Source organism: Variibacter gotjawalensis (assembly GCF_002355335.1).
In the GTDB taxonomy this organism is placed as follows: domain Bacteria; phylum Pseudomonadota; class Alphaproteobacteria; order Rhizobiales; family Xanthobacteraceae; genus Variibacter; species Variibacter gotjawalensis.
Genome location: NZ_AP014946.1, coordinates 1,394,282 through 1,409,790 on the forward strand (window position 1 = coordinate 1,394,282; position 15,509 = coordinate 1,409,790).

16 protein-coding genes are annotated in these 15,509 nt (G+C 63.3%); 12 read left to right on the forward strand and 4 right to left on the reverse strand.

All coding sequences use genetic code 11. The features are described 5' to 3' along the window. Positions 1-6 precede the first annotated feature (6 nt). The 4 genes from hisD to acuI form a co-directional block, all read right to left on the reverse strand. Positions 7-1,299 carry a histidinol dehydrogenase gene (hisD, locus tag GJW30_RS06745; RefSeq protein WP_096353316.1) on the reverse strand — a complete coding sequence of 431 codons (1,293 nt, stop codon included), beginning with the start codon at positions 1,297-1,299 and terminating at the stop codon, positions 7-9. A 39-nt stretch (positions 1,300-1,338) separates the two neighbouring features. Further along, the gene (locus GJW30_RS06750; RefSeq protein ID WP_096353318.1) at positions 1,339-1,824 is read right to left on the reverse strand and encodes a DUF2948 family protein; all 486 of its coding nucleotides are present in this window, start codon (positions 1,822-1,824) and stop codon (positions 1,339-1,341) included. 114 nt (positions 1,825-1,938) lie between these two features. After that, a complete protein-coding gene (locus GJW30_RS06755; protein WP_096353321.1) occupies positions 1,939-2,406 on the reverse strand; it encodes a hypothetical protein in 468 nt (155 codons plus the stop codon). Between the two features lie 107 nt (positions 2,407-2,513). Then, complete coding sequence (acuI, locus tag GJW30_RS06760; RefSeq protein ID WP_096353324.1) at positions 2,514-3,497, reverse strand: acrylyl-CoA reductase (NADPH); 984 nt, start codon at positions 3,495-3,497, stop codon at positions 2,514-2,516. Positions 3,498-3,695: 198 nt separating this feature from the next. On the opposite strand from acuI, the gene GJW30_RS06765 reads away from it, so the two are divergent. The 12 genes from GJW30_RS06765 (at position 3,696) to ureC (ending at position 15,393) form a co-directional block, all read left to right on the forward strand. Beyond that, a complete protein-coding gene (locus GJW30_RS06765) occupies positions 3,696-4,289 on the forward strand; it encodes a histidine phosphatase family protein (protein WP_096353327.1) in 594 nt (197 codons plus the stop codon). Between the two features lie 116 nt (positions 4,290-4,405). After that, positions 4,406-5,500 (forward strand): branched-chain amino acid aminotransferase, encoded by a 1,095-nt coding sequence (locus GJW30_RS06770; RefSeq protein ID WP_096353330.1) that lies wholly within the window; start codon positions 4,406-4,408, stop codon positions 5,498-5,500. Between the two features lie 213 nt (positions 5,501-5,713). Next, positions 5,714-7,003 carry an urea ABC transporter substrate-binding protein gene (urtA, locus tag GJW30_RS06775; RefSeq protein ID WP_096353332.1) on the forward strand — a complete coding sequence of 430 codons (1,290 nt, stop codon included), beginning with the start codon at positions 5,714-5,716 and terminating at the stop codon, positions 7,001-7,003. Positions 7,004-7,223: 220 nt separating this feature from the next. Continuing rightward, the gene (gene urtB, locus GJW30_RS06780) at positions 7,224-8,822 is read left to right on the forward strand and encodes an urea ABC transporter permease subunit UrtB (protein WP_096353335.1); all 1,599 of its coding nucleotides are present in this window, start codon (positions 7,224-7,226) and stop codon (positions 8,820-8,822) included. Between the two features lie 103 nt (positions 8,823-8,925). Then, positions 8,926-10,068 carry an urea ABC transporter permease subunit UrtC gene (urtC, locus tag GJW30_RS06785; protein WP_096353338.1) on the forward strand — a complete coding sequence of 381 codons (1,143 nt, stop codon included), beginning with the start codon at positions 8,926-8,928 and terminating at the stop codon, positions 10,066-10,068. Positions 10,069-10,072: 4 nt separating this feature from the next. Further along, positions 10,073-10,831, forward strand: a complete 759-nt coding sequence (gene urtD / locus GJW30_RS06790) for an urea ABC transporter ATP-binding protein UrtD (RefSeq protein WP_096353343.1) — start codon at positions 10,073-10,075, stop codon at positions 10,829-10,831. Positions 10,832-10,834: 3 nt separating this feature from the next. Next, positions 10,835-11,530 (forward strand): urea ABC transporter ATP-binding subunit UrtE, encoded by a 696-nt coding sequence (gene urtE / locus GJW30_RS06795; RefSeq protein WP_096353346.1) that lies wholly within the window; start codon positions 10,835-10,837, stop codon positions 11,528-11,530. Between the two features lie 136 nt (positions 11,531-11,666). Beyond that, positions 11,667-12,488, forward strand: a complete 822-nt coding sequence (locus GJW30_RS06800) for an urease accessory protein UreD (RefSeq protein ID WP_245408680.1) — start codon at positions 11,667-11,669, stop codon at positions 12,486-12,488. Between the two features lie 5 nt (positions 12,489-12,493). Next, positions 12,494-12,796, forward strand: a complete 303-nt coding sequence (locus tag GJW30_RS06805) for an urease subunit gamma (RefSeq protein ID WP_096353352.1) — start codon at positions 12,494-12,496, stop codon at positions 12,794-12,796. 9 nt (positions 12,797-12,805) lie between these two features. Then, entirely contained in the window at positions 12,806-13,372 is a 567-nt protein-coding gene (locus GJW30_RS06810; RefSeq protein ID WP_172887560.1) for a HupE/UreJ family protein, read from the forward strand. Positions 13,373-13,374: 2 nt separating this feature from the next. Beyond that, the gene (locus GJW30_RS06815; protein ID WP_096353358.1) at positions 13,375-13,680 is read left to right on the forward strand and encodes an urease subunit beta; all 306 of its coding nucleotides are present in this window, start codon (positions 13,375-13,377) and stop codon (positions 13,678-13,680) included. Beyond that, positions 13,681-15,393, forward strand: coding sequence for an urease subunit alpha (gene ureC, locus GJW30_RS06820; RefSeq protein WP_096353361.1), 1,713 nt, complete (start codon positions 13,681-13,683; stop codon positions 15,391-15,393). Positions 15,394-15,509: the final 116 nt, after the last annotated feature.

Consider the following 15,509-nt stretch of genomic DNA (forward strand, 5'->3'; position numbering starts at 1 on the left):
CACTCATCAGAGATTTAGCCGGATCGAGACCGAACGGGAATGCGCTTCGAGCCCCTCGGCCTTGCCGAGCGCGATGGCGGACGGCCCGAGCGCCCGCAAAGCGTCCGGCGAGAGGCGTAAAAGCGATGTCCGCTTCATGAAGTCGAGCACGCCGAGGCCGGACGAGAAACGCGCCGAGCGCGCCGTCGGCAGGACATGGTTCGAACCCGCCACATAGTCGCCGATCGCTTCCGGGGTGTGGCGGCCGATGAAGATCGCGCCCGCGTTGCGGATTTTGCCGACCAGGCGGTCTGCGTCCTCAGTCTCGATCTCGAGATGTTCGGGGGCGATCGCGTCGGTCAGCGGGATCGCTTCGTCGAAATCGCGGACCAGGATGATCGCGCCGAAGTCGCGCCATGACGCGGCGGCGACTTCACCGCGCGGCAGCGTCTTGAGTTGGCGTGTCAGCGCGGCTTCCACCGCGTCGGCGAAGGCCGCGTCGTTGGTGATGAGGATCGATTGCGCCGCGACGTCATGCTCGGCCTGCGCCAGCAGATCGGCCGCGACCCATTCCGGGTTGCTGTCGCGGTCGGCGAGGATCAACACTTCGGACGGCCCCGCGATCATATCGATGCCGACTTTGCCGAAGACGAGGCGCTTTGCTGCCGCAACATAGGCGTTGCCGGGCCCGACGATCTTCGCGACCGGAGAAATCGTCTCGGTGCCGTAGGCGAGCGCCGCAACCGCTTGCGCGCCACCGACGCGATAAATTTCATCGACGCCGGCAAGCGCCGCAGCCGCAAGCACGAGCGGCATCAGTTTCCCGTCCGGCGACGGCACCACCATCGCGACGCGCGGCACGCCGGCGACTTTCGCCGGCACAGCATTCATCAGCACTGACGAGGGATACGCCGCTGTGCCACCCGGAACGTAAAGTCCGACGGCTTCGATCGCGGTCCAGCGATGGCCGAGTTCGACGCCGAGCGCGTCGGTCCAGCTGTCGTCTTTCGGAAGTTGACGGCGGTGATACGTCTCGATGCGCGACTTCGCGATCGACAGAGCGCCGAGCGCTTCCGGATCGCACTGCTTCTGCGCGGCCGCGATCTCGTCAGCCGAAATGCAGATGCCGACCTTGTTAAGATCGATGCGATCGAACTTCTGCGAGTAGTCGACAAGCGCCTGATCGCCGCGCGCGACGACGTCATTCACGATCGCGCGGACGGTCTGCTCGACGTCCTGCGAGGCTTCCCGCTTGGCGCCGAGAAAAGCTTGAAACTGCTGCTGAAAATCAGACGCGCGCGTGTCGAGGCGAAGCGGCATGGCCAAATCCGAAGGAGGCCACCCGCTGGTGGCGCCCCGTCAATGGCGCGGGGGCGTCGCGGCGTCAACCCCGGGGGTGCTCGGGCTCGGACCTTCGAGCGCATGCTCGGGGCAGCGGGCGCAGGTCCAGGTCGGGCCGAGGTCGGCAAGCTCGGACTCGAGGCATTCGAGTTCGAGACGAATCGCGCCGCCGCCGGAGAACAGCAGCGTCGCGGTGCCGGAGGCGCCGTCGACCGGTGCGAAGTCGATCGCGAGGAGGTTGAGGACAGCGTCCTTGTTGCGCGGATCGATGTTGCGGACCTGGCAGGACAAGACGCGCTCGAAGCGCAAAGCGGCGAGCCGGCGGCGATAGATCGGGTCGTTGGTCAGTGCGGACTCCCAGTCGAAGCGATTGACGCCGAGGACCATGCGCTGCTCGCGCGGGCGCCAATGCACGTCGCCGACCTTGACGATCGCGTCCTGCAGATGCGCCGACACCACTTCGATATCGTCGCGATCGAGCGCGATCAGTTTCAGCAAATCCATCACATCACCTCTACGCGCCGCGTCGCCCCGTTTCGCGCGCCTGCCATTTCTAGATGTGACTAAGGTGGTGGCGATACCACCAGCACGCAAGGCGTGAATTCGAAACGCGTCGCGTTACTGCGCGAGCGTTGAGCGGAGCGAGAGCGGTTTGCCGTCGGTGCGCGAGGCGCGGCGCATGATCGCGCGCTTGCGGCCGCCGCCGTGCTGCGTGAAGTCGCAATAGGCAAAACCGAAGCCGGAGATTGCGCCACGGAACGAGCGCTCCGACGTCTGCACGAGGTTGAAGCACGGCTCGAAGAACACGCCCTTCACGGACGCGCAGACGCGATCACCCTTCACGCGCACCGTATTGGCGGGGAGCACGGCGTTGCGCATCATGCCCTTGCCTTGCATCTGCACGCTGCCCTGAACGGAGCCGTCGCCGTTGATGCGGCCGGCACCACGGCTGCCATCGAAGCAGGAATAAGCGAAGGTTTTGCCGACGACGAATGTGCGCGCCTGGTCGACCGTCATTTCGGCAGCCGAAGCCGGTCCCGTCAGAGCCATCGCCCCGAGCAGAAGTCCGATCTTACGCACTTCCATCGCCAAACTCCCTTAACCCTAACGCGGCGTAAACTGGCGGCCATATTGGCCTTCAATCCCTAAGAGCCGGTTTACCCCGCAGATCGGGGCAAATATTTGCCCGAAGCTCAGATCTTCACAACCACCCGTCCGCGGACTTTCCCGTCCAGGATGTCACTACCGGCGCCGATGACCTGATCGAGGCCGATTTCGGTGACCATCGACTGCAGGCGGCTCCAATCGAGGTCGGTGGCGAGACGGCGCCAAGCCTCGCGGCGAAGGGCCTGCGGGGCCATCACCGAATCGATGCCGAGCAGCGCGACGCCGCGCAAGATGAAGGGTGCGACGCTGGACGGCAGGTCCATACCGCCGGCCAAACCGCAGGCTGCGACTGCGCCGCCGTATTTCGTCTGCGAGAGGACGTTGGCGAGCGTCTGCGAGCCGACCGAATCCACCGCGCAAGCCCAGCGCTCCTTGCCGAGCGGGCGGCCCGGTGCAGACAACTCGGCGCGATCGATGATCTCGGCAGCCCCGAGTTTTTTGAGGTAGTCGCCTTCGGAGACACGGCCCGTCGATGCGATGACGTGGAAGCCGGCTTTTGCGAGCAAGGCGATGGCGACCGAGCCGACGCCGCCGGCCGCGCCGGTGACGAGCGCCGGGCCGGCTTTCGGCGTGATGCCATGCTTTTCGAGCGCGAGCAGCGAGAGCATCGCGGTGTAACCGGCGGTGCCGACCGCCATCGCTTCGCGGCCCGTCATCCCGATCGGCAGCGGCACCAGCCACTCGCCCTTCACGCGCGACTTCTGCGCGTAGGCGCCGAGATGGGTTTCGCCGGTGCCCCAGCCATTAAGGATGACGCGGTCGCCTTCCTTCCAATCCGGATTTGTAGACTTCTCGACCGTGCCGACGAAATCGATGCCGGGGATCATCGGAAACCGGCGAACCACCGGGGCTTTGCCGGTCAGCGCGAGACCGTCTTTGTAATTGAGCGTCGACCACTCGACCGCGACGGTCACGTCGCCGTCCATCAACTCGTTCTCGTCGAAGTCGGCCAGCGCGACGGTTTGGCCCTTGTCGGCCTTCTCGATACGGATCGCCTTGAAAGTCGCCACTACGGTCTCCCGGAAGTTCTTGGGTTGCGCCGGTTTTGGCCCGCGAGGCCGGAGGGCGCAAGTTTTACGTGCTGCCGAGATTAATGGAGGCGGGCAGGGGCAGGGTTATGGGGTGCCGATAGACGGCCCCATACGCTGTCGCATCTACAGTTTGGGCAAGCTCTTGGTTTGAAGCGATCATCCGCGTAAGAACCCCCCATGCCGACACGAAAATTTCTGTTTATCCGCCATGGCGAAACCGACTGGAACAAAGCCGGGCGCATCCAAGGTTCGACCGACATCCCGTTGAACGCGACCGGACGCGCGCAGGCGCGTGCTGCTGCCGCAGCGCTGCGCTCCGCGACGTTCGACCGCGTGATCGCGAGCCCGCTATCGCGCGCGCTCGAAACCGCGCAGCTCGTCAACGAACCGCACGGCCGCCCGCTTCATACCGACAAGAATCTCCAGGAGCGAGGCTTCGGCAGCTTCGAGGGCTTCGGCATCGCCGAACTCAAGCAGCGCCACGGCATCCCGATGACGCAGTCGCTGACCACGATCCTGCCGCCCGACGCTGAACAGTGGGGCGAGACGCTCAAGCGCACGCGTGGCGTGATCCGAACGTGGACCGAACGCTACCCCAAAGAGACGCTGCTTTTCGTCAGCCACGGTGGTGTGTTCGGGGCTCTCCACGAACAGTTGTGCGGCGCCTGGGCCTCGACCCAAAACGCCGTCCCGTACAGTTTTTCACCCAACGCATCGGGCTGGGACGTCGCAGTTCTGGAGGCCGCTACGGCCGACCTCTCGACGCAATAAGAAAAAGGTCACTATTACTGACATATTTATCTTGCTCTAATCTGAGAACTGCATTTTAGTCGCCGGTCACTGCCAATGTGACCCGGCTTTGCCTAAGACAGACGCCGGACCGGGAGATGACGCCGATGGCGAAAATCAGCTTTGAGAAAGTTCCGCATAAGTCACCGACTCCGGCCGACAAGCGCACCGCGCTGATGGCCGATCCCGGCTTCGGCCGCGTGTTCTCGGATCACATGGTGACGGTGCAGTGGACACAAGGCGTGGGCTGGCACGACGCGAAGGTGCGCGCGCGCGAGCCGTTCCAGATGGACCCGGCCGCCGCGGTTCTGCACTACGCGCAGGAAATCTTCGAAGGCATGAAGGCCTATCGCAAACCGGGCGGTGGCTTCGGCCTGTTCCGTCCGGACGAGAATGCGCGCCGCTTCAATGAATCGGCCAAGCGCATGGCGATGCCGGATGTGCCCGAGGAGATGTTCCTCGAAGCGATCGATCAGCTCGTGAAGGTCGATGCCGACTGGGTGCCGTCCGGTGAGGGCTCGTACTACCTGCGCCCGTTCATGTTCGCCAGCGAGGCGTTCCTCGGCGTGCGCCCCGCGAACGAATACATTTTCTGTGTGATCGGCTGCCCAGTCGGCGCGTATTTCAAGGGCGGCTTCAAGACCGTGCAGGTCTGGGTCTCCGAGGAATACACGCGCGCGGCGCCCGGCGGTACCGGCGCCGCCAAGTGCGGCGGCAACTACGCGTCGAGCCTTGTCGCGACCAAGGAAGCGTTCGACAACGGTTGTGACCAGGTCGTCTTCCTCGATGCGGTCGAGCGCAAGTGGATCGACGAACTCGGCGGCATGAACATCTTTTTCGTGATGGACGATCGCTCGATCATCACGCCGCCGCTGAATACGATCCTGCCAGGCATCACGCGCGAGTCGGTGATGAAGCTTGCTTCGGATGCCGGCTATAAGGTCGCCGAGACGCCTTACAGCTTCGACCAGTGGCAGGCGGATGCCCGCAGCGGAAAGCTGCGCGAAGCTTTCGCGTGCGGCACGGCCGCGGTGATCGCCGGCATCGGCAAGGTGAAGTATCGCGGCGGCGAATTCGCCATCGGCAACTCAGGCGATGGCGAGGCGACGACGAAGCTGCGCGCCCAGCTGACCGGGATCCAGCGCGGCACCGTGGACGATACTTATGGCTGGATGCGGTCAGTCGCCGCCTAGCCCTGAGTCACCTCGCCTAATAGTTGAGCTGTCAACGGCCGTTGCTCATTAATTGAGCAGCGGCCGTTGCCTATCAGGTGGGCAAACCTGACTCACTCGTAAACATCCCTTCTGAATCAACCGGTTGTTGCATCGCACGTGGCTGGCACACGCTTTGCGAAGGCCCTCGCGCGCAAACGTGGGTTGCGTGCGGTCCAACGCAAGGGAACAAGAATGCTCAACATCACTCGCAGGGTGGCAGGGAAGGGTTTAGTCGCAGCAGGCCTCGCTCTTGGCCTCGGTCTGTCGGCTCCCGCCCAGGCTCAAGAAACCATCAAGGTCGGTATTCTCCACTCGCTCTCCGGCACCATGGCGATCAGCGAAACGACGCTGAAAGACGTCATGCTCATGCTCATCGAAGAGCAGAACAAGAAGGGCGGTCTCCTCGGCAAGAAGCTCGAGGCAGTCGTCGTCGATCCGGCTTCGAACTGGCCGCTGTTCGCCGAAAAGGCGCGCGAGCTGATCTCGAAGGAAAAGGTCTCGGCCGTATTCGGCTGCTGGACCTCGGTGTCGCGCAAGTCCGTGCTGCCGGTCTTCAAGGAACTCAACTCGATCCTCTTCTATCCGGTGCAGTACGAAGGCGAAGAGTCCGAGCGCAACGTGTTCTACACGGGCGCTGCTCCGAACCAGCAAGCCATTCCGGCTGTCGACTATCTCGCCAAGGAAGAGAAGGTGCAGCGCTGGGTTCTGGCCGGCACCGACTACGTCTATCCGCGCACGACCAACAAGATCCTTGAGGCCTACCTCAAGTCGAAGGGCGTGAAGCAAGAAGACATCATGATCAACTACACGCCGTTCGGTCACTCCGATTGGCAGACGATCGTCGCCGACATCAAGAAGTTCGGCTCGGCTGGCAAGAAGACCGCCGTTGTTTCGACCATCAACGGCGACGCCAACGTTCCGTTCTACAAGGAGCTCGGCAACCAAGGCATCAAGGCGACGGATATTCCGGTCGTCGCGTTCTCGGTCGGCGAAGAAGAACTCGCCGGCATCGACACGAAGCCGCTGCTCGGCCACCTCGCCGCATGGAACTACTTCGAGTCGATCAAGACCCCGGCAAACGCCGAGTTCATCAAGAAGTGGAAGGCCTTCACGAAGAACGAGAAGCGCGTCTCCAACGATCCGATGGAAGCGCACGTGATCGGCTTCGCCATGTGGGTCAAGGCTGTCGAGAAGGCCGGCACGACGGATCCCGACAAGGTGATCGACGCGCTGCCGGGCACCGAGGCTCCGAACCTGACGGGCGGCATGTCGAAGATGCTGCCGAACCATCACATCACCAAGCCGGTTTTCATCGGCGAGATCAAGGCCGACGGCCAGTTCGACGTGGTGTGGAAGACCGAGGGTCTCGTTGCGGGTGATGCCTGGTCGAAGGAACTCGATGGCTCGAAGGATCTCGTTGCCGACTGGGTTGAGAAGAAGTGCGGCAACTGGAACACCAAGACGAATAAGTGCGGCAGCTGATCGCCGTAGCGAACAGCACCTCGCCTCTAGCGTTCTCTCCCCCCTTGCGGGGGAGAGACAGAGAGGGGGGTGAGCAACGAACGCAGTGCTCACCGAACACCCCCCTCCCTAGCCCTCCCCCGCAAGGGGGGAGGGAACGCGCTGAGTTCGCGGCGCGCCTCGAATACGACAGCGGCACCGAAGGCGCCGTTTTGCTTCTCCGAATGCCGGGACACTTCGGATGACCTTCTTCCGCTTCATCGCCGCCGGGATTTTTCTCCTGGCGCTAAGCTTGTCGGCTCCGATCGCACGCGCGCAGGACTTTGCCGCAGCGCTCGCCGACTTCACCACCGACTCATTTTCCGACACCGAGAAAGCCGTCACGACGATTGCGACGAGCGGCAATCCGCGCGCTGCCGATGTGATCCAGGCGCTGCAGGACGGCCGGCTCTTCTTCACCACGGAGCCGAAAGCCGTCTTCATCCGCACCGCCGATGGCAAATTCGCCGATGCCGCGACCGGTCAAGCCGCCACGCCGGCATCGCCGCGTCCGGTGCGCCTCAACAACCGCCTGCGCCGCAGCGTCGACGCGGCGCTCGGCGGCCTGACGCTGCTTTCGCCCGACGCGAATAAGCGCCTCGAAGCCGCAATCTCCGTCTTCCGCTCGCGCGATGCCGCCGCGCTTCCGACGCTCGATACCGCGATCGCCAAGGAAACCAACACACGCGTCAAGCGCGCGCTGACTGAAGCGCGTGCGGCCGTGATCCTCTTCAAGACCGACGCTAGCGAGACCGACAAACTCGACGCCGTCGCTGTGTTGCGCGCGCGCGGCGATCAGGAGGCGAAAGCCTTGCTGTCGAGCTTGCCAGCCGACTCGCCCACTAACGTCAAGACGGCTGCGCAAAGCGCCGTCGCCGCGATTGAGTCGAATCTCGCGCTGTGGGCAACCGCGCAGAATGCCTGGTACGGCATCTCGCTCGGCTCGGTGTTGCTGCTCGCTGCCATCGGCCTTGCCATCACGTTCGGCGTGATGGGCGTCATCAACATGGCGCATGGCGAAATGGTGATGCTCGGCGCTTACACGACTTTCGTCGTGCAGGAGATCATCCGCACGAAGAACCCGGCGCTGTTCGACTATTCGCTGCTGATCGCGCTGCCGCTTGCGTTCTGCGTCGCCGGTCTTGTCGGCATCGCGATCGAGCGCGGCGTGATCCGCTGGCTTTATGGCCGCCCGCTCGAAACGCTGCTTGCGACCTGGGGCATTTCGCTCATCCTGCAGCAGGCCGTGCGCACGCAATTCGGCCCGACCAACAAGGAAGTCGGCAACCCGTCCTGGATGTCTGGCGCATTCGAGGTCGGCGGCTTGACGATCACCTACAATCGGCTGTGGATCGTTTGCTTCACGCTCGCGGTCTTTGTCGGCTTGCTCGCAATGCTGCGCTTCTCCCGCATCGGACTCGAGATGCGCGCCGTCACGCAAAACCGCGCGATGGCGGCCTCAATGGGCATCCGCACCGGCCGCATCGATGCGCTGACCTTCGGCCTCGGTTCCGGCATCGCCGGCATCGCCGGCGTCGCGCTCTCGCAGATCGACAACGTCTCGCCGAATCTCGGCCAGAGCTACATTATCGACAGCTTCATGGTCGTCGTTTTCGGTGGCGTCGGAAATCTCTGGGGCACGTTGGTCGGCGCGTTCACGCTCGGCATCGCCAACAAATTCCTCGAGCCCTTCGCGGGCGCCGTTCTCGGCAAGATCGCGATCCTCGTGCTGATCATCCTCTTCATCCAAAAGCGTCCGCGCGGTCTGTTTGCGCTCAAGGGCCGCGCGGTGGAAGCATGACGATGATCGGCCGATATCTCATGCTCCTTTTGCGTGGCGGCGATCTCGCCACATCGCGCTGCCGGTGCCGTGCGCGGTTCGGAACCAAGATCGGGGGCGCCGCATGATCACGCGCACGCTCGATCGCGGCGGTTGGATCTTCATCTCGATCCTCATCGCGGCGGCGATCATCGTCCCGATCCTCAACATCGCGACGTCGCCGTCATCTCCGCTGCATATCCCAAGCTATGCGGTCGCGCTGCTCGGCAAATATCTCTGCTACGCGCTGCTCGCACTCTCGATCGATCTCATCTGGGGATACGCTGGAATTCTTTCGCTCGGCCACGGCGCTTTCTTCGCGCTCGGCGGCTATGCGATGGGCATGTATCTGATGCGCCAGATCGGAACGCGCGGCGTCTACGCGCATCCGACGTTGCCGGATTTCATGGTCTTTCTGAACTACAAACAGTTGCCGTGGTTCTGGTATGGCTTCGACATGTTCTGGTTCGCGGCGCTGATGGTGCTGCTGGTTCCAGGACTGCTCGCTTTCGTCTTCGGCTGGCTCGCCTTCCGCAGCCGTGTCACCGGCGTCTATCTCTCGATCATCACGCAAGCGCTGACTTACGCGCTGATGCTCGGCTTCTTCCGCAACGATTTCGGCTTCGGCGGCAACAACGGCCTGACCGATTTCAAGGACATCCTCGGCTTCAATGTGCAGGCGCAGGGTACGCGCGCGGCGCTGTTCGTCCTGTCTTGCGTCGCGCTCGGTGGCTGCTTCTTGCTCTGCCGTGCGATCGTGACGTCGAAACTCGGCAAAGTGCTGATCGGCGTGCGCGATGCCGAAAGCCGCATGCGCTTCCTCGGCTATCGCGTCGAGAGCTACAAGCTCTTCGTTTTCGTGCTGTCAGCCATGATGGCAGGCGTTGCCGGCGCGCTCTACGTGCCGCAAGTCGGCATCATCAATCCAGGCGAGTTTGCGCCATCGAACTCGATCGAAGCCGTCATCTGGGTCGCGGTCGGCGGGCGCGGAACGCTGACCGGCGCGGCGCTCGGCGCTTTCATCGTCAATTATGCAAAGACGACATTCACGAGCGGATTCCTCGCGCCATACTGGCTCTTCATGCTCGGCGGCTTGTTCGTTATCGTCACGCTGCTGATGCCGCGCGGCATCGTCGGCACCTTCCGTCATTGGGTTGCGCAGCGCAAAGCCAAGAAGGATGCGGCGAAAGCCGAACCGAACGGCGCGCAGCCACAGGCCGCGGAGTAGCACGATGGAACAGCAACCTCGCACAACACCTGCGCTGCTTTATCTCGATGCGATCACGGTCGCGTTCGACGGCTTCCGCGCACTCAACAAGCTCTCATTCACGATCGCGCCCGGCGAGATGCGCGCGATCATCGGCCCGAACGGCGCCGGCAAAACCACGATGATGGATGTCGTCACCGGCAAGACGAAGCCGGACGAGGGCGACGTCGTATTCGACGGCTCGCACGATCTTTCGTCGATGGATGAGACGCAGATCGCAACGCTCGGCATCGGCCGCAAATTCCAGAAGCCGACCGTATTCGAAAGCCATACGGTCGAAGACAATCTGCGCCTTGCGTTGAAGGCGGATCGCCGGCCGCGCGCGACCTTGTTTTGGCGCGACTCGTCGGAAGAGCGCGATCGCCTCGACGCAATCCTCACGACGATCAGAATGACACCGGATCGCGGCCGCCTCGCCGGCGCGCTGTCGCACGGCCAAAAGCAATGGCTCGAGATCGGCATGTTGCTCGCACAGGAACCGAAGCTCTTGCTGGTCGACGAGCCGGTCGCCGGTATGACCGACGCCGAAACGATGCAGACTGCCGAACTGCTCCGCGAAATCAATCGCGAGCGCTCGGTCGTCGTCGTCGAACACGACATGGCTTTCGTTCGCGAGCTCGGCGTGAAGGTGACGTGTCTGCATGAAGGTTCGGTGATCGCCGAAGGTTCCATCGACCAGGTGTCGGAGAACCAGCGCGTGGTCGAAGTGTATTTGGGACGCTAGCGAATGCTCGAAGCACGGTCCGTCAATCTTCATTACGGCGCGGCGCAAGCGCTGCGCGGCGTCTCGATGGTCGCCGAAGCCGGCAAGATCACCTGCATTCTCGGCCGCAACGGCGTCGGCAAGACGAGCCTACTGCGAGCGCTTACCGGTCATCAGCCGATCAGTGGCGGCTCGATCGTGTTCGACGGCCAAGAGATCGAGCGCCTGCGGCCATACGAACGCGCGCGACGCGGCATCGCTTATGTGCCGCAAGGCCGCGATGTGTTTCCGCTCCTCACCGTCGAAGAGAATCTGCACACAGGTTACGCGCCGCTCAAACGCGCTCAGCGCTACGTGCCGGAAGAGGTCTTCGATCTCTTCCCTGTGCTCGCCGACATGATGCGTCGCCGTGGCGGCGACTTGTCCGGCGGTCAGCAGCAGCAGCTCGCCATCGGCCGTGCACTCGTGATGCGGCCGAAGATCTTGCTGCTCGACGAGCCGACTGAAGGCATTCAGCCGTCGATCATCAAGGATATCGGTCGCGCCATCACCTATTTGCGCGACACTGCCAAGATGGCGATCGTGCTGGTCGAGCAATATTTTGACTTCGCGCATGAACTCGGCGACCGTTTCGCCGTCATGGACCGCGGATCGGTCGTCTTCTCGTGCGGCCGCGACGACATGGACGAAGGCGCCCTGCGGCGCGCGTTGGCGATTTAAAGTATTTCGTCATGGCCCGGCTTGTCCGGGCCATCCACGTCTTTCTTCCTTCGTTTTGATTTGAGAAAGTCGTGGATGGCCCGCATGTGGGTGCCCCAAGGGCACCAAGGCCATGACGGAGAGAAACGAAACGGCTGTGCTGGATACGCTCGCAACACAACAAACATTCGCCGCCAATCGCGCCACCGGCAGGATCGCGCTCGATCTTACCGGCGCGAGCGGCGTGACGCGCCGTGTGCGTGTCGGTGAAGACGGCTCCCTGCGCGCGCGTTTCCCGAACGCGGAGCGTGGCGACACCGAAGCCGTCATCGTCAACACGGCGGGCGGGATGGCGGGCGGCGATGCATTCTCGTTCGACATCACGCTGCGCGGCGGCGCCAACCTCGCGATCACCACAGCAGCGGCGGAGAAAGTCTACCGCGCCATCGGCGCGCCCTCGCGCATCGATGTGCGCCTCAATGTCGAGGCCGGTGCGCGTCTCTCGTGGGTACCTCAGGAAACCATCGTTTTCGATCGCACGCACCTCGAGCGCGGTATCGAGGTCGATCTCGCCGGCAACGGCGAAATCCTTCTGGCCGAAGCCATAGTGTTCGGCCGCGCCCTGATGGGCGAGGTCGTCACATCGGGTTCGGTCCGCGATCGCTGGCGCGTCCGGCGCGATGGGAAACTTATATTCGCCGAGACGTTGCGCATCGACGGGCCGATATCCGAGAAGCTCGCGCAGGCTCCGATCGGCAATGGCTCGATCGCTTTCGCGACCGTTTACATCAGCCCCGGCCGCGAAGAGCATGTCGAAGCGTTCCGCGCCGCGACCTATCAGGGCGAAGCCGGAATTTCGTGCTGGAATGGGCATTGCGTTGCGCGCTTCAGTGCGCACAATAGTGCGGCGCTGCGCAACGATATGGCGGCGGCGCTTCACGCGATGAACATGACGCTGCCGCGCATCTGGACGAACTGACGCTCATGAATTTGACGCCTCGCGAAAAAGACAAGCTGCTCATCGCCACCGCCGCGATGGTCGCGCGCCGCCGCCTCGATCGCGGCGTGAAGCTGAACCATCCGGAATCGATCGCGCTGATCTCCGATTTCATCATGGAAGGCGCGCGCGATGGGCGCACCGTCGCCGAGTTGATGGAAGCCGGCGCGCATGTGGTAACGCGTGCGCAGGTGATGGAAGGCGTCGCCGAGATGATCCACGACGTTCAGGTCGAAGCCACGTTTCCGGACGGCTCCAAGCTTGTCACGGTCCACAATCCGATCAGGTAGGACATGAAGATGCGATCGAAGCTGCTCATTGCCGCTCTTGTTCTCACGCCAAGCCTCGCCTTCGCGCACGGTGGCGCGCCGGGTCACACGCATTCCTTTATGGACGGGGTCCTCCACCCGCTCAACGGCCTCGACCATCTGCTCGCCGCTTTCGCGATCGGCCTCTGGGCCGTCGTCTCCGGCATGCGCCGTCCGTGGCTCGTGCCGCTCACTTTCGTCGCCGCGATGACGGCCGCAACGCTCGCGGGCGCCTCCGGCATCGTGCTGCCGCGCGCCGAATGGATGATCGCCGCCAGCGTGATGGCGCTCGGTCTTCTCTGCTTGTTCGCACCGCGTCTGCCGGTCGCGGCCGGTATGGCAATCGCTGCGCTGTTCGCGCTCGCGCACGGCTATGCCCACGGCTCCGAAGGCGATGCCTCGACGCCATATCTCGCAGGCCTTATTGCTTCGACCGCCGCGTTGCACGTCGCCGGCATGGCGAGCGGCTATCTCGCGCTCTTTGCGGAGCGTCCTGCGCTTGCGCGCCTCGCCGGCGCGGTGATCGCGGTCGGCGGTGTATTTGTGCTGGTCGCCTAATCATGAAACCCGGCGAGGTCTTCACGAAGGACGGCGACATCACGCTCAACGAGGGCCGTGAAACGCTGACGCTCGAGGTCGCGAACACGGGCGATCGTCCCATCCAAGTCGGCTCGCACTACCACTTCTTCGAGACCAACAACGCGCTCAAATTCGACCGCGCAAAAGCGCGCGGCATGCGGCTCGATATCGCCTCCGGCACCGCGGTGCGTTTCGAGCCGGGGCAGAGCCGCACCGTGACGCTGGTCGCACTCGGCGGCAATCGGACCGTCTACGGCTTTCAGGGCAAAGTGATGGGGAAACTCTAGATGGCCGCCAAACTTCCCCGCCGCATCTATGCCGACATGTTCGGGCCGACGACCGGCGACCGCGTCCGTCTCGCCGACACCGAACTCTTCATCGAGGTCGAGAAGGATTTCACCACTTACGGCGAGGAAGTGAAATTCGGCGGCGGCAAAGTCATCCGCGACGGCATGGGCCAGAGTCAGGTGACACGCGCGCAGGGCTCCGCCGACACGGTCATCACCAACGCGCTGATCCTCGATCACTGGGGCATCGTCAAAGCCGACATCGCGCTGCGCGATGGGCGCATCGCGAAGATCGGCAAGGCCGGCAATCCGGACATTCAGCCGAACGTCGACATCGTCATCGGCCCCGGCACAGAGATCATCGCGGGCGAAGGCAAGATCATCACGGCCGGTGGCTTCGACAGCCACATTCATTTCATCTGCCCGCAGCAGATCGAAGACGCGCTGATGAGCGGCGTGACGACGCTGCTTGGTGGCGGAACCGGCCCAGCACATGGCACGCTGGCGACCACCTGCACGCCCGGCCCATGGCATATCGGCCGCATGATCCAGGCCGCCGATGCGTTCCCGGTCAATCTCGGCATTTCGGCGAAGGGCAACACTGCGCTCCCCGCTGCGCTCGAGGAAATGATCCGCGGCGGCGCCTGCGCGATGAAGCTGCACGAAGATTGGGGCACGACGCCGGCCGCGATCGACAACTGCCTCTCGGTCGCTGACGAATACGACGTGCAGGTGATGATCCACACCGACACGCTGAACGAGTCCGGTTTCGTCGAGGATACGGTCGCGGCGTTCAAAGGCCGCACCATCCACGCCTTCCACACCGAAGGTGCGGGCGGCGGCCACGCGCCGGACATCATCAAAGTTGCGAGCCTGCCGAATGTGCTGCCGTCGTCGACCAATCCGACGCGCCCGTTCACGCGCAACACCATCGACGAACACCTCGATATGCTGATGGTGTGCCACCATCTCGATCCGTCGATCGCCGAGGATCTCGCCTTCGCGGAAAGCCGCATCCGCAAGGAAACCATTGCGGCCGAGGATATTCTGCACGACATCGGCGCGCTCTCGATGATGTCGTCGGACTCACAGGCGATGGGCCGCATCGGCGAAGTCGGCATCCGCACCTGGCAGACCGCGCACAAAATGAAGATCCAGCGCGGGCGCTTGAAGGAAGAGCAGGGCGACAACGACAACGTCCGCGTCAAACGCTACATCGCGAAATATACGATCAATCCGGCCATCGCGCATGGCATTTCAAAACACATCGGCTCGGTCGAGCCCGGCAAGATGGCGGACCTCGTCGTCTGGTCTCCGGCTTTCTTCGGCGTAAAGCCCGATATGGTGCTCAAATCCGGGATGATCGTCGCGGCGCCGATGGGCGACCCGAACGCTTCGATCCCGACGCCGCAGCCCGTGCACTATCGTCCGATGTTTGGCGCATTCGGCAAAGCACTGACGGCCAGCTCCGTCGTCTTCACGTCTCAGGCCGCGATCGAGAGCGGCTTGCGCGATCGCCTCGGCACCGAGAAGGATTTGATCGCCGTCGAAAACACGCGCGGCGGTATTTCGAAGAAGTCGATGATCCACAATGGCGCAACCCCTCATATCGAGGTCGATCCGGAGACCTATGAGGTGCGCGCCGACGGTGAGCTGCTCACCTGCGCCCCTGCCGAAGTCTTGCCGATGGCGCAGCGCTATTTTTTGTTCTAACGCAGGCCTCGTCATTGCCGGGCTTGACCCGGCAATTCATCTTGCAAACAGAGTTTCTTTGATTGATGGATGCTCGGGTCAAGCCTTGTAGTCGGCTTTGCCGAGTACCCGCATGA